Source organism: Nonomuraea sp. NPDC001636, from assembly GCF_040298265.1.
In the GTDB taxonomy this organism is placed as follows: Bacteria; Actinomycetota; Actinomycetes; order Streptosporangiales; family Streptosporangiaceae; genus Nonomuraea.
This window is the reverse complement of sequence record NZ_JBEOZT010000034.1, coordinates 58,435-80,207: the sequence shown is the minus strand read 5'-3', so window position 1 is coordinate 80,207 and position 21,773 is coordinate 58,435. Positions and strand designations below refer to the sequence as shown.

General features: G+C 72.9%; 23 protein-coding genes. 10 read left to right on the top strand and 13 right to left on the bottom strand.

The window, feature by feature from the left end:
* Nucleotide 1 precedes the first annotated feature (1 nt).
* Together ABT158_RS43340 and ABT158_RS43335 are read left to right on the top strand one after the other, a co-directional pair.
* Nucleotides 2-448: a hypothetical protein gene (locus tag ABT158_RS43340; protein WP_352322420.1), complete on the top strand. Its 447-nt coding sequence runs from the start codon at nt 2-4 to the stop codon at nt 446-448.
* Nucleotides 445-840 (top strand): hypothetical protein, encoded by a 396-nt coding sequence (locus tag ABT158_RS43335; protein WP_352363918.1) that lies wholly within the window; start codon nt 445-447, stop codon nt 838-840. Before ABT158_RS43340 ends, ABT158_RS43335 begins: the two co-directional genes overlap by 4 nt.
* Before the next feature lie 4 nt (nt 841-844).
* Here ABT158_RS43335 and ABT158_RS43330 read toward each other — a convergent pair whose 3' ends face one another.
* Together ABT158_RS43330 and ABT158_RS43325 are read right to left on the bottom strand one after the other, a co-directional pair.
* Nucleotides 845-2,329: a carboxyl transferase domain-containing protein gene (locus ABT158_RS43330; RefSeq protein ID WP_352363916.1), complete on the bottom strand. Its 1,485-nt coding sequence runs from the start codon at nt 2,327-2,329 to the stop codon at nt 845-847.
* Between the two features lie 73 nt (nt 2,330-2,402).
* Nucleotides 2,403-3,560 (bottom strand): CaiB/BaiF CoA transferase family protein, encoded by a 1,158-nt coding sequence (locus ABT158_RS43325; protein ID WP_352363914.1) that lies wholly within the window; start codon nt 3,558-3,560, stop codon nt 2,403-2,405.
* Between the two features lie 75 nt (nt 3,561-3,635).
* Here ABT158_RS43325 and ABT158_RS43320 point away from each other — a divergent pair, with 75 nt between their 5' ends.
* From ABT158_RS43320 to ABT158_RS43310, 3 genes are read left to right on the top strand one after another with little or no spacing between them, the layout of a single operon-like run.
* Entirely contained in the window at nt 3,636-4,166 is a 531-nt protein-coding gene (locus ABT158_RS43320; protein WP_352363912.1) for a uridine kinase family protein, read from the top strand.
* A gap of 47 nt (nt 4,167-4,213) precedes the next feature.
* On the top strand, nt 4,214-4,735 hold the full coding sequence (locus tag ABT158_RS43315) for an RNA polymerase sigma factor (protein ID WP_352363910.1): 522 nt from the start codon (nt 4,214-4,216) through the stop codon (nt 4,733-4,735).
* On the top strand, nt 4,725-5,174 hold the full coding sequence (locus tag ABT158_RS43310; protein WP_352363908.1) for a hypothetical protein: 450 nt from the start codon (nt 4,725-4,727) through the stop codon (nt 5,172-5,174). Before ABT158_RS43315 ends, ABT158_RS43310 begins: the two co-directional genes overlap by 11 nt.
* Here ABT158_RS43310 and ABT158_RS43305 read toward each other — a convergent pair.
* Nucleotides 5,152-5,832, bottom strand: coding sequence for a histidine phosphatase family protein (locus ABT158_RS43305; protein WP_352363906.1), 681 nt, complete (start codon nt 5,830-5,832; stop codon nt 5,152-5,154). The genes ABT158_RS43310 and ABT158_RS43305 overlap by 23 nt on opposite strands.
* A gap of 72 nt (nt 5,833-5,904) precedes the next feature.
* Between ABT158_RS43305 and ABT158_RS43300 the strand changes: the two genes are divergently transcribed.
* Nucleotides 5,905-6,774: an NAD(P)-dependent oxidoreductase gene (locus ABT158_RS43300; RefSeq protein ID WP_352363904.1), complete on the top strand. Its 870-nt coding sequence runs from the start codon at nt 5,905-5,907 to the stop codon at nt 6,772-6,774.
* A 14-nt stretch (nt 6,775-6,788) separates the two neighbouring features.
* On the opposite strand, the gene ABT158_RS43295 is transcribed toward ABT158_RS43300, so the two are convergent.
* The 3 genes from ABT158_RS43295 to ABT158_RS43285 are packed head-to-tail and all read right to left on the bottom strand — an operon-like array spanning nt 6,789 to nt 10,935.
* Nucleotides 6,789-8,597 carry a hydantoinase B/oxoprolinase family protein gene (locus tag ABT158_RS43295; RefSeq protein ID WP_352363902.1) on the bottom strand — a complete coding sequence of 603 codons (1,809 nt, stop codon included), beginning with the start codon at nt 8,595-8,597 and terminating at the stop codon, nt 6,789-6,791.
* Nucleotides 8,590-10,590 carry a hydantoinase/oxoprolinase family protein gene (locus tag ABT158_RS43290; RefSeq protein WP_352363900.1) on the bottom strand — a complete coding sequence of 667 codons (2,001 nt, stop codon included), beginning with the start codon at nt 10,588-10,590 and terminating at the stop codon, nt 8,590-8,592. The genes ABT158_RS43295 and ABT158_RS43290 overlap by 8 nt, the downstream gene beginning before the upstream one ends.
* A 6-nt stretch (nt 10,591-10,596) precedes the next feature.
* Nucleotides 10,597-10,935 (bottom strand): hypothetical protein, encoded by a 339-nt coding sequence (locus tag ABT158_RS43285; RefSeq protein WP_352363898.1) that lies wholly within the window; start codon nt 10,933-10,935, stop codon nt 10,597-10,599.
* Between the two features lie 135 nt (nt 10,936-11,070).
* Here ABT158_RS43285 and ABT158_RS43280 point away from each other — a divergent pair, with 135 nt between their 5' ends.
* Nucleotides 11,071-11,685: a thymidine kinase gene (locus ABT158_RS43280; RefSeq protein WP_352363896.1), complete on the top strand. Its 615-nt coding sequence runs from the start codon at nt 11,071-11,073 to the stop codon at nt 11,683-11,685.
* A 58-nt stretch (nt 11,686-11,743) separates the two neighbouring features.
* On the opposite strand, the gene ABT158_RS43275 is transcribed toward ABT158_RS43280, so the two are convergent.
* The 4 genes from ABT158_RS43275 to ABT158_RS43260 are packed head-to-tail and all read right to left on the bottom strand — an operon-like array spanning nt 11,744 to nt 14,513.
* Entirely contained in the window at nt 11,744-12,148 is a 405-nt protein-coding gene (locus tag ABT158_RS43275; protein WP_352363894.1) for a MarR family winged helix-turn-helix transcriptional regulator, read from the bottom strand.
* A 34-nt stretch (nt 12,149-12,182) separates the two neighbouring features.
* The gene (locus ABT158_RS43270) at nt 12,183-12,854 is read right to left on the bottom strand and encodes a DsbA family oxidoreductase (RefSeq protein WP_352363892.1); all 672 of its coding nucleotides are present in this window, start codon (nt 12,852-12,854) and stop codon (nt 12,183-12,185) included.
* 47 nt (nt 12,855-12,901) lie between these two features.
* A complete protein-coding gene (locus ABT158_RS43265; protein WP_352363890.1) occupies nt 12,902-13,798 on the bottom strand; it encodes a hypothetical protein in 897 nt (298 codons plus the stop codon).
* 55 nt (nt 13,799-13,853) lie between these two features.
* Nucleotides 13,854-14,513, bottom strand: coding sequence for an SRPBCC family protein (locus ABT158_RS43260; protein ID WP_352363888.1), 660 nt, complete (start codon nt 14,511-14,513; stop codon nt 13,854-13,856).
* 96 nt (nt 14,514-14,609) lie between these two features.
* On the opposite strand from ABT158_RS43260, the gene ABT158_RS43255 reads away from it, so the two are divergent.
* From ABT158_RS43255 to cydB, 3 genes are all read left to right on the top strand, one after another.
* Nucleotides 14,610-15,533, top strand: a complete 924-nt coding sequence (locus ABT158_RS43255) for a polysaccharide deacetylase family protein (protein WP_352363886.1) — start codon at nt 14,610-14,612, stop codon at nt 15,531-15,533.
* 170 nt (nt 15,534-15,703) lie between these two features.
* Entirely contained in the window at nt 15,704-17,047 is a 1,344-nt protein-coding gene (locus ABT158_RS43250) for a cytochrome ubiquinol oxidase subunit I (RefSeq protein WP_352363884.1), read from the top strand.
* A 12-nt stretch (nt 17,048-17,059) separates the two neighbouring features.
* A complete protein-coding gene (cydB, locus tag ABT158_RS43245; RefSeq protein ID WP_352363882.1) occupies nt 17,060-17,941 on the top strand; it encodes a cytochrome d ubiquinol oxidase subunit II in 882 nt (293 codons plus the stop codon).
* A gap of 6 nt (nt 17,942-17,947) precedes the next feature.
* Here the strand turns inward: cydB and ABT158_RS43240 are convergent, their stop codons facing one another.
* The 3 genes from ABT158_RS43240 to cutA are packed head-to-tail and all read right to left on the bottom strand — an operon-like array spanning nt 17,948 to nt 21,770.
* On the bottom strand, nt 17,948-18,364 hold the full coding sequence (locus tag ABT158_RS43240) for a hypothetical protein (protein ID WP_352363880.1): 417 nt from the start codon (nt 18,362-18,364) through the stop codon (nt 17,948-17,950).
* Nucleotides 18,365-18,396: 32 nt separating this feature from the next.
* Nucleotides 18,397-19,410, bottom strand: a complete 1,014-nt coding sequence (locus ABT158_RS43235) for a leucine-rich repeat domain-containing protein (protein WP_352363878.1) — start codon at nt 19,408-19,410, stop codon at nt 18,397-18,399.
* Between the two features lie 8 nt (nt 19,411-19,418).
* Complete coding sequence (cutA, locus tag ABT158_RS43230; protein ID WP_352363876.1) at nt 19,419-21,770, bottom strand: aerobic carbon-monoxide dehydrogenase large subunit; 2,352 nt, start codon at nt 21,768-21,770, stop codon at nt 19,419-19,421.
* Between the last annotated feature and the right edge of the window lie 3 nt (nt 21,771-21,773).

Below are 21,773 nucleotides of genomic sequence, written 5' to 3'. Positions count from 1 at the left end.
CATGAGCGGAACGCAGATGCAGAAGGTCGTGCCGCCGCGTCTGCTCGTGCCGTACCTGTCGGGCAAGCGCACCGTGATCTCCGGCTACGTCTACCGGGTCCAGGACTGCGTCAGGCTGACCACGCCGGCGGCCCTCTACTACGGCCTCGACCTGTCCTTCGACGGCTCGGAGCTGTTCCCCGAGGTGCCCGAGCTCTACCTGATGCGCTGGCACGCCCGCGACGTCGACACCTACGCGGTGCCCTACGGCCCGCACATGGGAGGCGACTGGAGCGACGTGCCGCCGTTCGCCGGCAACGGGTTCACCACCTCGCCCGACCACGTGGTGCCGCAGTTCCACACCGTCCCGATGCCGATCCCGGCGGGGGCGGAGATCGTCCACGTCACCGGCGAGGGCGAGCGGCCCTTCGCCGGCTACGACGGCCTGACCTGGCGGCCCGCCGCATGAGCGAGGAGATCACGCCGGTCGCCTCCGGCTTCGTGGCCCGTTTCGGCGAGCGTACGCTGCCGGCCGCGCTCGGCCCCGACAACGACCAGGTGGTGCTGTTCAGCGAGGTGGAGCTCGACGGCTTCGAGCCCGCCTCGGGCTACTGGCGGCGGGTGGTGGCCAGGTCGCGGCTGGAGTGGCTGGTGCTCGTCCGCACCGTCGGCGCCTTCGGCGGCGAGCCGTGCATCGTCCTCGACGAGGACGACGACGGCCTGCACATCGCCTACACCGGCCACAGCGGCATGAAGGCCGAGGCGCTCGGCTACTGGATGGTCGACCACGGCGCGTACGAGGTGGTCGTGCCGCGCGAGGAGGTCTTCTCCATCCGCGTCGAACGCATCCCCGTGCCGTAGGCGCTCAGCCCAGGGCCCGGTAGCGGGCCAGGCGGGCCGCCAGGCGGTCGGCCGGGGGCACCTCCAGCAGCTTGGCGATCTCGTGCTCCAGCGCCCGCCCCACGCGCTCACAGAACTGCCTGGGCTCGTAGGCGGCATCGGGCAGCTCGGGGATCACCCGGTCGACGATGCCGTCGCGCCGCAGGTCGGTGGCCCGGATGTGCTGGGCCTGGGCGATCTCGGGGGCGAAGTCGACCGACCGGTAGAGGATGGCCGAGGCGCCCTCCGGCGGCAGCGGCGACAGCCAGGCGTGCTGCGCGCACAACACCCGGTCGGCCGGCAGCAGCGCCAGCGCCGCCCCGCCCGCGCCCTCGCCGAGCAGCAGGCACACGGTCGGCGCGTCGAGGGTGACCAGCTCGGCCAGGCAGCGGGCGATCTCGGCGGCCAGCCCGCCCTCCTCGGCCGACTTCGACAGGTCGGCCCCGGCGGTGTCGATCACGGTGACCAGCGGGAGCCCCAGCTCGGCCGCCAGGCGCATGCCGCGCCTGGCCACCCTGAGCCCGGCCGGGCCGAGCGGCGAGCGCCGGCGCTGTCTTCGCCGGTCCTGGCCGAGCACCACGGCGGGCGCCGAGCCGAACCTGGCCAGCGCCAGCACGAGCCCCGGCTCGTTCTCCCCGGCGCCGCTGCCGCTGAGCGGCGTCACGTCGGTGGCGGCGAGCTTGAGCAGCGTGCGCACGCCCGGCCGGTCGTCGCGGCGCGAGCGGGTGATCGCCTCCCACGCCTCCACCGGCCGCAGGTCTTCTGCGGGCGGCTCGCCCGCCTCGACGCCGGTACGCGCGGCGCACAGCACGGAAAGGGCCCTGATCGCGACCCTGCGGGCGTCGTCGGCCGACACGACGGCGTCGACCAGGCCGTGCTCGTAGAAGTTCTCGGCCACCTGGACGCCCTCGGGAAAGGGGTAGCCGTGCAGCGCCTCGAACACCCGCGGCCCGAGGAACCCGATCAGCGCCCCCGGCTCGGCCGCCGTGACGTGCCCGAGCGAGCCCCAGGAGGCCAGCACGCCGCCCGTCGTCGGGTGGCGCAGGTAGACGACGTACGGCAGCCCGGCCGCGCGGTGCGCCTGCACCGCGACGGTGATCCGGACCATCTGGACGAACGCCAGCGCGCCCTCCTGCATCCGGGTGCCGCCCGAGGCCGGGGCGGCCAGCAGCGGCAGCCGCTCACGCGTGGCGCGCTCGACCGCGGCCGCGATGCGGGTGGCCGCGGCGACCCCGACCGACCCCGCCATGAAGGAGAACTCGCAGACCACGACGGCGACCCTGCGGCCGTCGAGCAGCCCCTCGCCGGTGATCACCGACTCGTCGTAGCCGGACTTCACGCGGGCCGCGGCCAGCTCCTCGGCGTAGGAGGAGCCGGGCTCCGCCGGATCGGCGGGCGGCGCGTCCCACGACTTCCACGACCCCCTGTCGAGGACCGCTTCGATCAGTGTGCGCGCGTCCGGACGGCTCACTATCGCTCCTAACGATCAACCGATGATGCCATGGTGACGCACGAGGGTACATGCCGGAGCCGGGAATTGCCGATCATCCCTCCCGCTCTTCGAGCCAGGCGAGCACGGCGTCGCCGTCCTGGCCGAGCGCGGGGGGCGCGGTGTGCTCGGCCGGGGGCAGGCCGTCGAAGCGCAGCGGCGGCCCGGGAAGCTCGATCGGGCCCAGCACGGGATGGTCCACCTCGACCAGGAGCCCCTGGGAGCGGGTCTGCTCCCAGGCGTAGACCTCGTCGATCGACCTGATCGCGCCCGCGGGCACGCCGGCCTCGCCCAGCCTGGCCAGCCAGTGGGCGCGGTCGTGGTCGGCCAGGGCCTTCTCCATGTCGGCGATCAGCTCGTCCCGGTGTGCGAATCTCTGCCTGTTGGTCGCATATTTCGCCACATCAGGGTCGATGTCGAGTAGCTTGGCGACCTTCTTCCACTGGCCGTCGTTCGCCACGGCGATCTGCAGCATGCCGTCGGCGCAGCGGAAGGCGCCGTAGGGGGCGATGGAGGCGTGGTGGTTGCCGTTGGCGCCGGGCACCTGGCCGCCGACCGTCCAGGCCGTGCCGTGGTAGGAGTGGACACCGGTGACCGCGGCCAGCAGGGACGTGCGCACCACCCGGCCCCGGCCGGTGCGCTCTCGCTCGTACAGGGCCGCCGCCACGCCGTACGCGCCGTGGATGCCGGCCAGCAGGTCGGCGATCGAGGCGCCCACCCGGTACGGCTCCTCGCGCGAGGGCCCGGTCAGCGACATCAGCCCCGCCTCGCCCTGGGCGATCACGTCGTAGCCCGGCCGGCCGCCCTCGGGCCCGTCGTGGCCGAACCCGGTGATCGACAGGACGACCAGGCGCGGGTTGAGCTCGTGCAGACGCTCGACGGGGAAGCCGAGCCGGTCGAGCACGCCGGTGCGGAAGTTCTCGATCAGCACGTCGCTCTGGCGGACGAGCCGCTCGATGAGCCGCCTGCCCTCGGCGGACTTGAGATCGACCGCGATGGACTGCTTGTTGCGGTTGGCCGCCAGGAAGTAGGTCGAGATGTCGTGGTCGGGCCCCACGAAGGGCGGCCCCCATCCGCGCGAGTCGTCACCACCGTCCGGATGCTCCACCTTGATCACCCGGGCGCCCAGGTCGCCGAGCATCTGCGCGGCGTGCGGCCCCGCGAGGGCCCTGGACAGATCGAGGACGACGACGTCGCCGAGGGGTCCGAGCAAGGTCAACCTCCAGCTTGCGTTGGGCCGGAAGAATATTCTCTCAGGCGGCCGTCCACCATCGCCTACCCTGGTCCGGTGAATTCCCTGGCCCGCCGCATCCAGGCCCTGCCGCCCTCCTGCGGGCCCGTCCGCCTGGTGGCCGTCGACGGCCCGGCGGGCTCGGGCAAGACCACGTTCGCCGGCCGGCTCGGCACGGCGATCGGCTGCCAGGTGATCCACAGCGACGACTTCCCCGTCCACTGGGACGACGGCCCCGGCGCCTGGTTCCGGCTGCTGGAGGAGCAGGTCCTGCAACCGCTGCGGCACGGCCGCCCGGCCGGTTTCCGCCGGTACGACTGGGTGCGCGAACGCTACGCCGAGCAGGTCGCGGTGCCGGCCGCGCCCGTGCTGGTCGTCGAGGGCGTCGGCACCGCCCGCCGGTCGGCCGCCCGCCTGCTGGCCTTCACCGTCTGGGTGGAGGCCCCCGAGGCCGTGCGGCTGCGGCGCGTCCTCGACCGCGACGGCCCCGAGCTCGAACCCCGGTGGCGGCAGTGGTTCGCCGCCGAACGGGCCTGGTTCGCCGCCGACCGCACCCGCGAGCGCGCCGATCTCGTCGTCGAGACGTGAACCGGGTCGCCCTCCCGCCCGACTGAGCTGGGTGACGGAAGGACGACATGACAGATGAGCTGCTCGTCGTACGCGCCCAGCTGGGCGAGCGCGCGGCGATCGCCGAACTCGTACGCCGCTGGCACACCCCGGTCTGGACCTACGTCCGGCGCATGCTGGACGCCGAGCGGGCCGACGACGTCGCCCAGGAGATCTGGGCGGCCGTCGTGCGCGGCCTGCCCCGGCTGCGCGCGCCCGGACGGTTCGCGCCCTGGCTGTTCACCATCGCCCGCCGGGCGGTCACCGACCGCCTGCGTGCGGAGTACGCGAGGACGGAGAGCGCGGCCGAGCCGGAACCGGTGTCCGAAGATCCTGCCGAGGCCGTCGTGGACCGCGCCGGCCTGCTCGCCGCCCTGTCCGCCCTGCCCCTTCCCGAGCGGGAGATCCTCGTCCTGCACTACCTGGAGGACCTGCCGGTCGAGGAGTGCGCCCAGATCTGCGGCATCCCCGCCGGAACCGTCAAGTCCAGGCTCAGCCGCGCCCGCCGCCTCCTGCGCGAGCACCTGAAGGAGATCGACCATGACCGATGAGCCGCGCCTGACCGCCGACGAGATCATCGAGCGCCTCGAACCGTCGCTGTCGCCGTGGCGGCGCGTGCGCGCGCTGACCGCCCTGCTCGCCGGGGCCGCCGGGACGGTCTTCGTCTGCGCCCTGTGGTGGACCGAGCCCGGCCCGCTGCCCGGCCGCACCCACCTGGCCTTCGCCGCTCTCACCGCGTTCTGCCTGGCCTGGGCCTGCTACGGCGGCTGGCTGAGCACGCGCAGGACGCCGCTGTTCGCCCGCGACCGGGTGATCGCCGGCTGGATCGCCCTGGGCGCCGCCCTGCTCACCACCGCGCTCGTCGCCGCCGTGGCCACCGGCGCGCTGGCGCTCGGGCTGGCGTTCGTGGCGGTGAGCGCCGTGCTGACCGGGCAGGCCCATGCGCGGCGGGCGCGGCTGCTGCGGCTCAAGCGGGATCTAGGTGGGTGACGTCGTTGAACGCCACCACCTCGAACCCCGCGCCCGCGGCCCGCCAGACCGACACCGACGCGTTCAGCACCGGCGCGAACCGCAGGACGTCGGCCAGGTCGGCGTCGTCCCGCCCGGCCATGACGTGCCGCAGGCCCAGCACCACCGAGTCGTGCGCGACGATCAGCACCCGCCGCCCGTCCGCCGCCGCGCGCAGCCCGTGCAGGAAGTCCTTCAGCCGGACCACCACGTCGGCCAGCGACTCGCCGCCGGGCGGACGGTAGGCGTAGGGGCCCTCGGCCCGCATCCGCCGCACCTCGCCGGGGAACCGCTCGCCGATGGCGGCCAGGTTGAACCGGGCGAAATCGCCCGACTCCTGGTCTCTGAGCCGCTCGTCCACGGTCACCGGCAGCGCGCCGGCGCCCCAGGTCTCCCGGGCGGCCTTCCAGGTGTCGAGGGCCCGCAGGTAGGGAGAGCACCACACCTCCTCGGGCGCCTCGCCGGCGGGCAGCCCGGCCAGCATCCGGCCGAGCGCCCGCGCCTGGAGCAGGCCGAGGTCGGTCAGCGTCACCTCGTGGTCGCCCCGCTCGTAGACCAGTGGCCGGTCGCCGGCCTGCGCGTGTGCCAGGTTCGCCTGGCTCTCCCCGTGACGTACGGCGACGATCCGCGAAGGTCCCATGCCGGCCATCCTCGCATCGCGACGCCGTACCTCGCCGAAGCCGCCGGAGCGGGCCGTCGTAAGGTGATCCTCATGACTGAAGTCGCACTGCTCGGGACCGGGCTCATGGGCGCGCCCATGGCCCGCAACCTGCTCAAGGCCGGCCTGCCGGTCAGGGTGTGGAACCGCACGCGGGACAAGGCCGAGCCGCTGGCGGCCGACGGCGCCGTCGTCGCCGGCTCCCCCGCCGAGGCGGTCGAGGGCGCCGACGTGATCGTCACGATGCTCAGCGACGGCGACGCCGTGCACGACGCGATGACCGCCGCCGCGCCCGCGCTGCGCCCCGGCCAGGTGTGGGCGCAGATGAGCACGGTCGGCGTGGCGGCGATCGACCGTCTGGCCGCCCTGGCCGCCGAGCACGGGCTGACCTTCGCCGACGCGCCCGTCCAGGGCACCAGGCAGCCGGCCGAACAGGGCACGCTGCTGATCCTGGCGGCCGCCCCCGAGCCGGCCAGGCCGGCGCTCGCCCCGGTGTTCGACGCCGTCGGCGCGCGCACCCTGTGGCTCGGCGAGGACGGCGCCCAGGGCACCGGCACCAGGCTCAAGATGGCCGCCGTCAGCTACGCCATCTCGATGACCGGCATCGTGGCCGAGGCCCTGGCCCTGGCCAAGGGGCTCGGCCTCGACCCCGGCCTGGTCCGCGAGGTGATCAGCGGCGGCCCGCTGGACAACGTCTACTTCCAGGCCAAGTCGAAGGCCATCCTGGAGGGCGACCTGGAGCCGTCCTTCACCGTGCACAACGCCGAGAAGGACACCCGGCTGATCACCCAGGCGGGCGAGTCGGCCGGGGTGCGGCTGGACATGGTGGCGGCGGCCGGCGAGCGCCTGCGCCGCGCCGAGGCGCAGGGGCACGGCGACCAGGACATGGTGGCCACCTACTTCGCCAGCTTCGACGAGGAGTAGCCCCCGCCGGTTCCCTACAGTTCGTCCACCTCCGCGAACGTCCTGCCGCCGGACAGCCTCGGGTAGCCGGGGCCGCGGTCGAAGAAGCGGTCCGCGGGCGGGCGCAGGCGGGCGCGGAGCTCGGCGGTGCCGCGTTCGTCGATGCGGTCGCCGTCCAGGACCACGCCGTAGTCGCCCAGGGCGCCGGCGATCGAGACCTTGCCGTCGCGGACGTCGGCCGCCACCGCCCTCGGGTCGCGGTCGTAGGGGGAGCCCCAGCCGCCGCCGCCCGTGGTGCGGATCCGGATCAGGTCGCCGGCCTGGACGGGGTGGTCGTCCACCAGGCCGTCCATCTCCTTGCCGGCGATCTCCACCCGGAACGGGCGTCCGGCCAGGCCGCCGTTGACGCCCCAGCACGACAGGATCGACCGGTCGGCGATGGACATGTACGACGCGTCCCTGAGCATCCTGATGTGCTTGTCGTAGCCCAGGCCGCCGCGGAACATGCCGGGGCCGCCCGAGTCGCAGGCCAGCCCCAGCCGCTCCACCCGGAACGGCCAGCGCGCCTCGGCGAACTCGACCGGGATGTTGCGCGAGTCGGGGACGATGTGGATGGTGTCCTCGCCGTCGGCGTACCAGCGGCCGCCCGAGCCGCCGCCCAGCACCTCGCGCATCAGGTACGGCGTGCCGTCGGCGTCGCTGCCGTGGACGCCGGTGTAGCGGATGGTCTCCTGGTCGGCGGGCATGCGTCCGCCGGTGGCCTTGGCCAGCACCCCGGCCAGCACGCCGAGCAGGCGCAGGATGACGAACGTGCGGGCGTTGGTGGGCGCCGGGAAGACCGGGGTGAGCAGCGTGCCCTTCTCCGGGAAGACCATCCTGATCAGCGGCACGACGCCCTCGTTGACGTCGAGCTCGGCCATGCGCTCGGGCGTGTCGGCGAGGTTGCGCAGCACCGGCGCCAGCCACTTCTTCAGGAAGACGCCGTCGGCGTAGTCGCCCGCGTGGTTGATCGGGCCCTTGGCCTGGGGTGAGGTGCCGGTGAAGTCGATGGTGAGCGGCGCGTCGGCGGCGTGGTCGACGGTGAGCGTGATGCGCTGGGCGTGCAGGCGGGGCTCGTCGACGCCGTCGTGCTCGGCGTAGTCCTCCCAGACGTACGTGCCTTCGGGGATCTTGGCGAGCAGTTCCCTGCGGAAGGTCTCGGTGGTCTTGGCGACGATCGCGTCGAAGCACTCCTCGACGGACTGCCTGCCGTACCGGTCGAACAGCTCGCCGAGGCGGCGGGCGCCCATGAGGCAGGCCGAGCACTCGGCGTCGAGGTCGCCGGCCAGGGAGTCGGGCATGCGGGAGTTGCGGGTCATGATGCGCAGCGCGGTCTCGTTCGGCACGCCCTGGTCCCACAGCTTGATCGGCGGGATCATCAGGCCCTCCTCGTACACCGAGCGGGCGTGCGAGGGCATCGAGCCGGGCACCGCGCCGCCGATGTCGTCGTGGTGGCCGAACGCCTGCACGAACGCCACCACGGCCCCGTCGTGGAAGACCGGCACGGTGACGCACAGGTCGGGCAGGTGGCCGATGCCGCCCTCGGACAGGTAGACGTCGTTGTGGAAGTAGACGTCGCCGGGCTTCATCGTCTCGATCGGGAAGTCGCGCACGATCGGCTGGACGAGCGCGCTGTAGGAGCGGCCGGTGAGCTTGCGCAGCCGGGCGTCGTGGATGCCGGCGCGGAAGTCGTGCGCGTCGCGGATCATCGGGGAGCGGGCCGTACGGGCGATGGCCGTCTCGACCTCCCGCTCGACGGAGGCCAGCGTGCCCTCGACGATCTCCACCAGGATCGGATCAATCACGTCGGATCTCCACATTTCCGTAGTCGTCCACCTTCGCGGTGAAGCCCGGGTGCACGGGGATCGTCGATCCGTACTCCTCGATGACCGCCGGCCCTTGGACGGTGGCGCCCGGCCCGAGCGCGGCTCGCTGGTGGATCGGGGTGTCGCGGGTCTCCTCGAAGTGCACGGGACGGACCGAGGTGGCCCCCTCCCCCGGCTTGCCGAGCCGCCGGATCGCCGGACGGGTGATGGGACCGATGCCCGAGACGCGCAGGTTGACCCATTCGACGCCGTGGCGGGGGTCGTCGCGGTAGGCGTACCCGTACAGCTTCTCGTGGGCGTCGTGGAAGGCGTCGATCACCGTGCGCTTCCAGTCGTCGTCGAGCGGGCCCGCCGGGGCCGCGACGCGCACCTCGAACGCCTGCCCGTAGTAGCGCAGGTCGGCGCTGCGCACGTGGACCGGGTCGTCGAAGCCCTCGCGGTCGAGCGCCTCGGCGGCCTGGCCCTCCAGCTCCTGGAAGATCTGCGCGGCGGTCTTGAGCGCGAGGTCGCGGGTGACGTACGTGCGCACGTAGTCGTTCTTGACGTCGACGGTGAGCAGGCCGAACGCCGAGACGTTGCCCGGGTCGCGCGGGACGACGACAGCGGGCAGGCCCAGGATGTCGATCAGGCGGCAGGCCAGCAGCGGCCCCGACCCGCCGAACGTCACCAGCGGGAAGTCCCGTACGTCGAGGCCGCGCTTGACGGTGAGCTGCCGGATCGCGTTGCTCTGGTTGAACGCGCTGATCTCCAGGATGCCGGTCGCGGTGCGCTCGGGGCTGAGCCCGAGCTTGTCGGCCAGCGCCTCGACGCCCTGACGGGCGGCGTCGGCGTCGAGCGGGATCTCGCCGCCCAGCAGGTGGGGCGGGATGCGGCCGAGGAACACGTGCGCGTCGGTGACCGTGACCTCCGAGCCGCCCTTGCCGTAGCACAGGGGCCCCGGATCGGCGCCGGCCGAGCGCGGGCCGACCTTCAGCGTGCCCTCGGGCGAGATCCAGGCCACCGAGCCGCCGCCCGCGCCGACCGTGACGATGTCGATCATCGGGATCTTGCACGGGTACCGGCCGACCGTGCCCTCGGTGGTCAGGGACGGCTCGCCGTCGATCACCACGGCCACGTCGGTCGAGGTGCCGCCGCCGTCGAGGGTGATCACCGACGGGTGCCCGGCCGTGGAGGCGATCAGCGCCGCGCCGAGCGCGCCCGCCGCCGGGCCCGACAGCACGGTGGTGATCGGCTGGTTGACGACCTCGCGCGCCGACAGCACGCCGCCGTTGGACTTCATCACCGAGAACGGCATGCCGAGCCGGTTGGACAGGCCGGCGATGTAGCCGCGCACGGCGGGCTTGACCGCGGCGTCCACCAGGGTGGTGATCGAGCGCTCGTACTCGCGGTACTCGCGCAGCACGTCGCTGGAGAGCGAGATCACCGCCTCCGGGTGCTCGCGCCAGAGGATCTCGCGCATGCGGCGCTCGTGCTCGGGATTGGCGTAGGAGTGCAGGAAGCACACGCCGACCGCGGTGATCCCCTTCGACCTGAGCCAGCGCGCCGCCTCGACGGCCTGCTCCTCGGAGAACGGCCGCACCTCGTTGCCGAGGTGGTCGAGCCGGCCGCCGACCGTCCTGACGAGGTGCACGGGGACGATCCGCGGCGGTTTGACCCAGAAGTAGGAGTTGCCGTAGCCGTCCGGCACACTCTGCCTGGCGATCTCCAGGATGAACTCGAAGCCCTCGGTGGTGATGAACCCGAGGTTGCCGATGCGGTCTTCGAGCAGCTGGTTCGTCGCGACGGTGGTGCCGTGGACGATGGAGGCGACGTCGAGCTCGCCCAGCTTCCCGATGCCCGCGACGAACCCGTCGGCCGGGTTCGCGGGCGTCGAGGGGGTCTTGGTGGTGACGATCTCACCGGTCTGCTCGTCCACCGCCACGACGTCGGTGAACGTGCCCCCGGTGTCCACTCCGATTCGGACGCTACGCATGGCTCCTCAGCTTCGGCGACGGCCGAGAACTTCGTCGATGACCCGGGGCGCGTTCTGGGTGCCGACGTAGGCCGCCAGGCGCACCACCAGCTCTTGGGATTTTGCCAGTTCGGCCTCGACTCTGGCCTTCCCCGACTGGCCGGCCTGCACGCCGAAATAGGCGCCCATGATCGTGCCCACCACCCCGGCCACGCCCGCGAACAGCGCGGCGAACTCCTTGGTGGCGAACACCGCGGCGCCGAAGGCGATCAGGATCGCGACGATGCCCGCCACGACGACCAGGAAACCGTACCGCCATCGGGTGGCGTCGGCCTGGGCGGCCGTCACGTCGTCCTGTGTCAGCATCGCGTCGAGCGTCGGTGGATTGTCGGTGACCACAGTTCCTCCTGATAGTCCAGGGGAGAAATGTCCCACGAGGTCATGGAACAAGCCAAGCCGCTAAGCTGGCCTCCTGTGACCGAACTGTCTGCCTTGTCAGCCGTGCCATCCGGAGCCCGGGACGCCGTGCTGAAGTTCTACTTCGGCCCCATGGACTGCGGGAAGTCCACTCTGGCGCTCCAGATGAACTACAACCACGGCCGCCAGGGGCGGCGGGGGCTGGTCCTGACCAAGCACGACCGCTCCGGCGGCCCGAAGGTCACCAGCCGGATCGGGCTGGGCCTTGAGGCGATCGAGGTGGAGGACTCCCTCGACCTCGTCGGCCTGGTCACCGCGCACGAGCGCATCGACTACCTGATCTGCGACGAGGCCTGCTTCTACACGGTCGAGCAGATCGAGCAGCTCGCCGACCTGGTGGACGAGCACGGCATCGACGTCTACGCCTTCGGGCTGGCCTCCGACTTCAGATCGGTCATGTTCCCCGGCGCGCAGCGGCTGTTCGAGCTGGCCGACGAGGTGTGCCGGCTGCAGGTCGAGGTGTTGTGCTGGTGCGGACGTCCCGGGCAGCTCAACGCGCGCGTGGTGGGCGGGGTGCTGGCGCGGACGGGCGAGCAGGTCGTGATCGGCGACACCGACGCCTCGCCGGTGCGCTACCAGGTGCTCTGCCGCCGCCACCACCGCTCCGGCCAGCTCGGCGAAGGCGGCGCCCCGGCCTGAGCCGGGTGCCAAGCTCCGGTCTGGGCCGTGTGCCTCGCCCCGGCCTGGGCCGTGTGGCTCACACCAGCCGGTCGAGGGCGGCGTGGAAGAGGCGGCGCTCGTGCTCCGGCAGGGCGGACAGGAAGGCGCCCTCGGCCGCCTCCACGGCCGGCACCGCGAGGCGCATGGTCTCGCGGCCGTGCTCGGTCAGCTCGACCGCGTTCTTGCGGCGGTCGCCCGGATGCGGCCGCCGCGCCACCAACCGCTTGCTCTCCAGCGCGTCGACCATGGCGACCATCGTCGTGCGGTCGATGCCGAGCCGCTGGGCCGCCTCCTGCTGCGACAGCGGCTCGGGGGCGTCGATCACCGACAGCACCCCGAGCTCGCGCCCGTCGATCCCGTAGGGCGCGAGCGCCGGGCCGGTGAACTCGGCCAGGCGCAGCGCGGCATGCTTGAGCAGGTAACCAAGGCGGCGGCTCGACACCTTCCGATTGTCGCACCGCCGCGGGCGGGGCCGTTCAGACCGCGCAGTAGCCGTCGTCGTCGCAGCCGTCGGCGGGCGGGGCGAGCTGGGTGATCGGCGTCTGGCCGGTACGCTCGGCGACCTCGTCGATCGCCGCCGCGAAGGCGTCCTCGGGCTGTGCGCCCGACACCGCGAACTTGCCCTCGAACAGGAAGAGCGGCACCCCGCTGACACCCAGCGCGCCGGCCCTGGCCAGGTGCTCGCGCACCTGCTCGGCGCCGTCGCCGGTGTCCTGGACGCCGACCTCGCCGGCCAGGCGGCTCAGCACGGCGGGGTCGCCGACGTTGGCGCCCTCGCCGAAGTACGCGCGGAACAGCCGGTCGGCCATCTCCTTGCCGAGCCCCTGGGCGGTGGCGGTCTCGATGAGCCGGTGGGCCTCGAAGGTGTTGGCGTTGACGGCCCGCTCGTAGTCCATCTCCAGGCCCTCTTCGACGGCGACGGCCCTGACCCGCTCGGTCATCTGCCGCGCCCCCGGCCCGAACTTGCGCTCAAGGGCCGGGATCAGCGGCTCACCCTCGGCGGGGGCGTCGGGGTTGAGCTGGAACGGGCGCATGGTCACCTCGATCGTGCCGCCCTTGGCACGGAAGCGCTCGGCGGCGCGGGCGAACCGGACGTGCCCGATGTAACACCAGGGGCACACGACATCGGAGAAAATCTCGACTTTCACCCCATCGACAACCACGCGGCCCGCACGACGATTCCGCCGGCCGCGGGTCACCCGGCGGCCAGCTCCTCCAGCCGGTACGGCAGGTAGGCCGAGTCGTCCACCAGGGCGGACGCGCCGCGCCACCAGCCGAACCACTCGCCGCTGCGCCACATCCAGTCGACCCGCTCGATGGCGGCCACCACGTCGCCGACGGTCCCCCACCGCTCGCCCAGCTCCTCGCGGGTGACGCCGTGGCGGACGGCCCAGGCCCGCAGCACGCCCGCCGCGGCGGCCGGGATCTCGCGGGCGTACGGGTCGGGCTTCTCGCCGGGCAGCCGGTGGGGCCCGAGCCCGGCGGCCACCCCCCAGCTCCACTGGGCCTCGGCGGGCCTGGAGTAACGCAGCGACTGGAAGTCGAGGTTGGACCCCAGCGCGTCGTCGGGACGGCGGGCGACGACCGCGTCGAGCCGGCCGCCCGCGTCGAAGTGCACCACGAGCCGCTGGCCCGGCCGGACCCCCGGCGGCAGCTCGAAGCGGTCCTCGGCCTGCCAGGAGTTGAGGTCGACCTCGGCGACGGGCCGGCCCCAGAGCTGGTCGGCGGCGTCGTCGGCGATCCAGGCGGCGAGCATCTCCAGCGCGGTCAGGTCGGTCCACGGCTCGATCGCGACGGCCGTGCGCAGCACCTCGTCGGGCGGCGGCAGCTTGCCGCCCCTGGGCCGCGTCCACCAGCCGGCGCCCAGCTCGCGGGTGCCGACGAGGAGCGCGGCGATGGCGGCCAGTTCGGCCGACCGGCGGGTGAGCGACGCGCCGAGCGCGAGCCCGAGCGCGCGGTCGGTCCGCTGGTCGCCGAACACCGGCCGCACCTCGGCGACCAGGGACTCGGCGGTGGGGCGCTCCTCCCCCAGCAGGTTGCGTACGATGCGCCTGGCTTCGTTCCGTGCGTCTTCAGCGTGTGCCTGCCGCATACCGCCACGCTACGCCTGGAGATCCTTTTCCGCGAGGGTCGTCGTGGCGAGTCCCTCAGCCGCGCCGGCCACTTGTGTCGCGGCCGAGCAGCCGGCCCACGGCGACGCCGGCGAGCGCGGCGGCCGCGCCCATGCCGAAGGCGGCCAGCAGCGCCCACGGGCGGGGCTCGGCGGGCCGCGCGGGCGGCCGTTCGTAGACCGCCGGAGCGGCCGGTGCGGCCCCCGGTGCGGCCACTGTGGCGACCTCCGTGGCGGCCTGGGCCGCCGGGACCGGGGGCGGTGCGCTGAGGTGGCCCTCGACGGCGGAGAAGAACTCGCCCGCCGTGCGTTTCGCGACCGAGCCGAGCATGCGCTGCCCGACGCCGCCGATCATCCCGCCGATCACCGCGTCGGCGTCGTAGTCCACCCGGGTGCCGCCGTCGATCTCGCTCAGCCGTACCAGGACGGTGGCCTCGACCGTGCCCGGGGCGCCCTGGCCGCGCGCCCGCAGCGTGAAGCTCTCGGGCGCGCGCGGCTCGGCCAGCGCGACCTCCCCCTGGTAGACGCCCTTGATGGACGCCACGCCCGCGTTGACCGTCATCCTGTAGGTGTCCGGCCCGGTCTCCTCCAGGCGCTCGCAGCCCGGGATGGTGCGCACGAGCACCGCCGGGTCCTGGAGCGCGGCCCACACTCGATCTCGCTGTACGCCGATCACGGCGCTGCCCGCCACCTTCATGCGGCCACTCTAGGCACCGGGGACCGGCTGGTTAAGGGCAAGACCTGCCAGTCGGGCGACGCGTCGTGCGGATCAGGGCTGGCAAGATGGTGCTCCATGTGCTGGGGGCGTGGAACGGTCAGGGGCGGGGCCGGGCGTGGCGGGCTGGGGCCGGCCGTGCTCGCCGGGGTGCTGGTGGCGCTGGCCGCCGGATGCGCCGGCGGCGGCACCGGCGGCGGCACCGGCGGCGACACCGGCGGGGTCGTGACCGGGCCGTCGGCGAAGCCGTCCGCGACCGGGGGGCCCACGTCGCGGCCCACTCCGCAGGGCCCGCCGGGAGCGCTGCCGCGGGCCGGAGAGGTGGGCCCGATCAGGGGCGAGAACGGCCTGCCCCCGGTGATCAGCTCGATCCCCACCAGGCGCAAGGTCGTCTTCCTGACCATCGACGACGGCTGGGAGCAGGACCCCGGCTTCGTCAAGCTGGTACGCGACCGGCGCGTCCCCATCACCGCCTTCGCCATGCGCGACGCGGTCGAGGCCAAGGGCAGCCCCGACCCGGCCAGCGGTCCCGGCCGCTACGTGGGCGCGGGCAAGTGGGGGTACTTCCGGCAGCTGCGCGATCTCCACGTGCCCGTCGAGAACCACACCCTGACCCATCCCGACCTGCGCCGTCTGCCCCTCGACGGGCAGCGCCGCGAGATCTGCGGCGCGGCCCAGGTGGTCGGGAAGGAGATCGGGACCCGTCCGGCGTTGTTCCGGCCGCCGTTCGGCAGCTACAACACCGACACGTTGCGGGCCGCCCGGCGGTGCGGGGTGAAGGCCGTGCTGCTGTGGACCGCCACCGTGCAGCCGGGCGGCAAGATCGCCTACCAGGTGCCCGACAAGCGCCTGCGTCCGGGCGACATCCTGCTCCTGCACTTCCGGCCCAACCTGGCGGCCGACTTCCGGGTGCTGATCGACAAGATCAGGCGGCGCGGCTTCGAGCTGGGCAATCTGCAGGCCTACCTCGACGCCGCGGGCGGGGTCCGCCGGGCGGGGTAGTCCGCAATCCGCCCGGCGGGTGACGCGCCGGGACGTACCCGTACGGGATCCTCGAAAAGTAGGCAGAACCGGGGGATGTGACCAACGTCGCATCGCGATGCTCTACGGCCTGTAGTACTACTACAGGTAGAAGTACTACAGCTTGTAGAGCTATGAGCAGGTGGGGATTGATGGACGCGCTTGACCTGGCACGGTGGCAGTTCGGGGTCACCACCGTGTACCACTTCTTGTTCGTGCCCCTGACCATCGGTCTGGGCATCTTCGTCGCAGGCCTCCAGACGGCCTGGCACCGCACGGGCAAGGAGCACTACCTCAAGCTCACGAAGTTCTTCGGGAAGCTGTTCCTGATCAACTTCGCCATGGGTGTGGTGACCGGCATCGTGCAGGAATTCCAGTTCGGCATGAACTGGAGTGAGTACTCCACGTTCGTCGGTGACGTCTTCGGCGCCCCGCTGGCCATGGAGGCGCTGCTGGCCTTCTTCATGGAGTCCACGTTCCTCGGCCTGTGGATCTTCGGCTGGGACCGGCTGCCGAAGAAGGCGCACCTGGCCAGCATCTGGGCCGCCGCGATCGGCTCCAACCTGTCGGCCTACTTCATCCTCGCGGCCAACGCCTGGATGAAGCACCCGGTCGGCTACGAGGTCGTGGACGGCAAGGCCAGGATGACCGACCTGTGGGCCGTGCTGACCAACTCCACGGCGGTCGCGCAGGTGCCGCACGTCATCGGGGCCGCCTTCATCGTGGCGGGCGGGTTCGTGCTGGCGGTCAGCGGCTACTGGCTGCTGCGGACGCGCGCGCCGATGTGGCGCAGCGCCGCCCGCGGCGCGCTGGTCATGACGGCGATCGCGGGGGCGGTCGTCGCGGGCACCGGCGACATGTCGGCCAAGCTCATGTACGAGCAGCAGCCCATGAAGCTGGCCGCGGCCGAGGGCCTGGAGCGCGACACCGCGGGCGCGGCCTTCTCCCTCGCGCCCGGCATCGAGATCCCCAAGGTGCTCAGCTTCCTGGCCACCAACGACCCCGGCGCCACCGTCCAGGGCACCGAGGACCTGCAGAAGCGCTTCGAGCAGCAGTTCGGCCCCGGCGACTACCGGCCCGACCCGACGATCGTGTTCTGGTCGTTCCGCGTGATGATCGTGTTCGGCATGGCCACCGCGGGGCTCGCGCTGCTCGGCCTCTGGCTGACCCGGCGCAGGCGCGAGGTGCCGTCCTGGCTGGCGCGGGCGCTGCTGCTGGCGCTGCCGCTGCCGTTCGCGGCGGTGATCGCGGGCTGGCTGCTGAGCGAGATCGGCCGGCAGCCCTGGACGGTCGCCGGCGAGCTGCTGACCGCCTCAAGCGTCTCGCCCGGCGTGACCCTGGCCGAGGTCGCCATCTCGCTGACCGTCTTCACACTCCTGTACGGCGGCCTGGCCGTGGCCGAGGTCGTCCTGCTGGCCAAGCACGTGCGCAAGGGCGTCGAGGAGCGGCAGCCCGCTCCCGAGGCGCAGCCGCTCGAACCGTCGCTGATGTACTAGAGGGACCAGACCATGATCAACCTGTGGTTCGTCATCATCGCCTTCCTCTGGACCGGGTACTTCGTCCTCGAAGGCTTCGACTTCGGCGTCGGCCTGCTGGCGCCGCTCCTCAGCAGGAACGCCGCCGAGCAGCGCCAGAGCCTGCAGACCATCGGCCCGGTCTGGGACGGCAACGAGGTGTGGCTGATCACGGCGGTCGGCGCCATGTTCGCCGCCTTCCCCGCCTGGTACTCCGGCCTGTTCAGCGCGTTCTACCTGCCCGTCACGCTCATCCTGGTCGGCCTGATCGTGCGCGGCGTCGGGCTGGAATGGCGCGGCAAGGTCGCCAACCCGATCTGGTGCGACCTCGGCATCCTGGTCGGCAGCGGCCTCCCGGCGTTCCTGTGGGGCGCGATCTTCGCCGACGTGCTGTTCGACAGCGGCCCGGCGGCCCTGCTCGGCGGCGCGTTCACGCTGACGCTCTGCGTGCTGCACGGCGCGGTCTTCCTCGCGCTGCGCACCACCGGCCCGGTGCGCCGCCGGGCCAGGACCGCCGCCATGGCCGCGGCGGCGGTGGCCATCCCGGTGGCCGTGCTGGCCCTGTCCAACCTGGGCTCGCTGCCCGCCCTGGCCGCCATGGCCGCGCTGGCCGCCGCGGCGGCGCTGATCTGGCGGCGCAGGGAGGGCTGGGCGTTCGGCGCGACCGCCGCGGGCATCGTGCTGGCCACGCTGGCGGTCTTCATGGAGCTGCGCGTCGCGCCGCTGCCCGGGCTGACCCTGGCGGCGGCCGCCTCGGGGCCGTACACGCTGACGATGCTGAGCTGGATCGGGCTGATCACGCTGCCGTTCGTGCTGGTCTACCAGGGCTGGACGTACTGGGTGTTCCGCAAGCGGGTCATGCTCGCGGCGGCGTAGGGCGCCTCAGCCGACCGTGCGCATCTGGTTCGTGCGGTGGTCCTTCAGGTGGAGGTCGCCGCCGAGCCGCTCCTTCAGCAGCTCCAGCACCTTGCGGCTGGACAGCACGGTCCACAGGTTGCCGACCAGGTGCGGGTTGTACTCGGGGGCGGCGTCCATCCAGGCGTCCTTGCCGGACTGGCTGGCGAACGTCGTGACGAAGAACTGGCCGTCGGCGGTCCGGCAGTAGCCCGTACGGATCTCGGCGGCGTCGACCTGCATGCGCGGCTTGCAGCCGACCTTGGCGGCGAGCTGCTCGACCGTCTGGGGCGCCGCCGCCCGCGGGGCGCTCGGACCGGGCGCCGCGGAGCCGCCGCCGGAGGAGCAGGCGGCGACCAGCCCGGCCAGCAGCGCGAGGACGGCCAGACGTGGAAGTGTCGTCATGTGCGGAGGTACGCACGCCCGCCCGCGCCGGTTCAGCGCAGGACGACGCAGCCCCGGGCGCGCAGCAGATCGAGCACCGGCGGGTCGTCGTAGAGCTTGTTCCAGCGCAGGTCGAGCTTGCGCAGGCCGGTCAGCTCGGCGACCGCGGCGGGCAGCTCGCGCAGCCGGTTGTTGCGCAGGTCGAGATGGGTGAGGCCGGACGGCAGCGCGGGCAGCTCGCTCAGGTGGTTGTTGCGCAGGTCGAGCACGCGCAGCTCGGTCAGCGCCGCGAGGGCGGCGGGCAGCCGGGTCAGCCGGTTGCCCTGCAGGTGCAGCTCGCGCAGCCGGCCGAGCCCGCCGACGGTCTCGGGCAACGCCTCCAGCCGGTTGTTGTACAGGCGCAGCTCCACCAGCGACGCCATCGACCCGAGCGCGTCCGGGAGCCTGGTCAGCCGGTTGTCGGTGAGGTTGAGGTAGGCCAGCCGGTCGAGGCGGCCGAGCGCGGCCGGGACGTCGGTGAAGCCGTTGTCGCTCAGGTAGAGGTAGTCGGTGAGCGGCAGGTCGCCGACCTCGGGCGGGATCGAGGCCAGCCGGTTGTGGCCGAGGTCGAGCATGCGCAGCCGGGTCAGGCCGCCGATGTCGGCGGGGATCTCGGTGAGGGCGTTCTCGGCGAGGTTGAGGGATTCCAGCGCGGTCAGCTTCCACAGCGCGGCGGGCACGGAGGTCAGCCGGTTGCCGCCGAGCGCGAGGTGACGCAGGCTCGGGCCGAGGTCGCCGGTCAGGCGCTCGATGCGGTTGCCGTAGAGGAAGAGGGTCTCCAGGCCGGGCGGGCAGCCGGGGACCTCGCTCAGCTCGTTGCCGTCGAGGTGCAGGGCGCGCAGCGCGGTCAGGCCGGACAGGCGGGGCAGCTCGCGCAGCCGGTTGCCGTCGAGCCGCAGCTCCTCCAGCGCGGCCAGCCCGGCCACCCGGGCGGGCACGTGCGTGATCTCGTTCCAGGCCAGGTCGATCGTGCGCACGTCGTCGGGCACGTCGGGGAAGCGGGTCAGGCCGGCGCCGGGAGCGAGCATGGCGCCGATCATCGCATACGCAGCTCGAACAGGTCCGACGGGGAGATGGGCATGCGGTCGATCTCGATGCCCTCGGCGTCCTCGACGGCCGAGGCGATGACCGCCGACACCGGGATCACGCCGGCCTCGCCCGCGCCCTTGATGCCGAGCGGGTTGAGCGGCGAGGGCGTCTCCAGGTGGGCGGTCTCGATCGGGGGGATCTCGGTGGCGTACGGCATGAGGAAGTCCATGAAGGAGGCGTTGACGAGCTGGCCGTGGACGTCGTACTCCATGCGCTCGTACAGGGCGCCGCCGATGCCCTGGGCCACTCCCCCGTGGATCTGGCCCTCCACGATCATCGGGTTGATCAGCCGGCCGCAGTCGTGCACGACGGCGTACCTGACGACCCTGATCTCGGCGGTGTCCGGGTCGGTCTCGACGATGGCCGCGTGCATGCCGGAGGCGAACGTGGACCTGATCGGCGAGTAGAACTCGCGTCCCTCCAGGCCCGGCTCGTCGCCCTCGGCCACCGGCGGGCGGGCCGGGTCGGCCGCGCCGGAGAACTGGGTCGCCCTGGCCGTCTCCTCGTCGAAGGCGTACCGCAGCGGGTTGGCCAGCACCGCCACCGTCGAGAGCGGGATCGCGGCGGACGGCGCGCCCACGACGTGCACCAGGCCGTCGTCGATCGCCAGGTCGGCCGGGTCGGCCTCCAGGGCGTCGGCCGCGATGCGCAGCGCCTTCTCCTTGACCTTCCGGCAGGCCAGGGCGATGGCGTTGCCGCTGACGACGGCGGCGCGGGAGGCGAAGGTGCCCACCGCGTACCCGAACCTGCGGGTGTCGCCGGTGACCACGCTGACGCGTTCGATGGGCACGCCCAGCTCGGCGGCGGCGATCTGGGCGAAGGCGGTCTCGTGGCCCTGGCCCTGGGAGGTCAGGCCGGTCGAGACGTGCACCCGGCCGTCGGAGGTGATCTGCACGTGCCCGCCCTCGTACGGGCCGACGCCCGTGCCCTCGACGTAGCAGCCGATGCCGATCCCCCGGCCCGGACGCCGCTCGAAGGAGTCCCAGCCGATCAGCTCCTTGATCATGCGGAGCATCTCCGGGTAGTTCCCGCTGTCGTAGATGAGCGGGCGGCCGTCCTGGAACGTCATCCCCTGGTCGTAGGGGAACTCATCGGGCCCGATGAAGTTGGCCGCGCGCACCTCGGTGCGGTCCTTGCCCAGGTAGCGGGCGATCTTGTCCATGGTCCGCTCCATGCAGAACACGCCCTGCGGCCGACCGGCCCCCCGGTACGGCGTGACCTGCACGGTGTTGGTGTAGACCGCGGTGAACTCGACCCGGTAGGCCCCCGGCTTGTACGGCCCCAGCAACTGCGTGGAGGTGACGATGGGGACGATGATCCCGTACGGCGTGTAGGCGCCGTGGTCGTGCCGGATCGTCACGTCCAGGCCCAGGACGCGGCCGTCGTCGTCGAAGCCGACGCGTACGTGGTGGATCTGGGCGCGTTCGTGCGCGGAGGAGATGAAGTGCTCCCTGCGGTCCTCGGTCCACTTGATCTCGCGGCCGAGCGTCATCGCGGCCCACGGCACCAGGATCTCCTCCGGCCACGGGTGCACGATCTTGACGCCGAAGCCGCCGCCGACGTCCGGGGCGATCACCTCGACCTGCGGCAGCGGCAGCCCGAGCGCGGCGGCGACGGCCATGCGCACGCTGGTGGAGGTCTGGGTGCTGGAGTGGACGCGCAGGTCGCGGCCGTCCCAGCGGGCGTGCACGCCACGCCCCTCCAGCGGCATGCTGGCGCTGCGCTCGATGTCGAGCCGGAAGGCCAGCGTGTGCGGCGCGCTCTCGACGGCCTCGCGCGCGCCCCTGCCGTCGGCCCCCGGCACCTCCTGGACGAGGTGCGCCCCCACGTTCCCCGGCACGTCCTCGTGCACGAGCTGGGCGCCCTGCACCGCCTCGGCCAGGCCGACGACCGGCTTGAGCGGCTCGTAGGCGACCTCGATGAGCGCGCAGGCGTCCTCGGCGGCGTACCGGTCGGCGGCCACGACCATGACCACGGGCTCGCCGACGTGCCGGACGACCTCCCTGGCCAGCGGGTACGCCGTGCGCCCGTGGGTGAGCGCCGGGTGCGGGATCAGCAGCGGCAGCGGCCGGCCCACCCGCTCGGGCAGGTCCTCCCAGGTGTAGATCGCGACCAGGCCGGGCACGTCGAGCGCGGCGGACACGTCGATGTCGCCGACGCGGGCGTGGGCGTGCGGTGACCGGACGAACGCGGCGGCGAGCGCGTCGCGGCCCAGGTCGTCGAGGAAGCGGCCCTGGCCGGTGAGCAGCCTCGGGTCCTCCCGCCGCTGCACCGGCTCGCCGAACATCCTGGTCGTCACGGT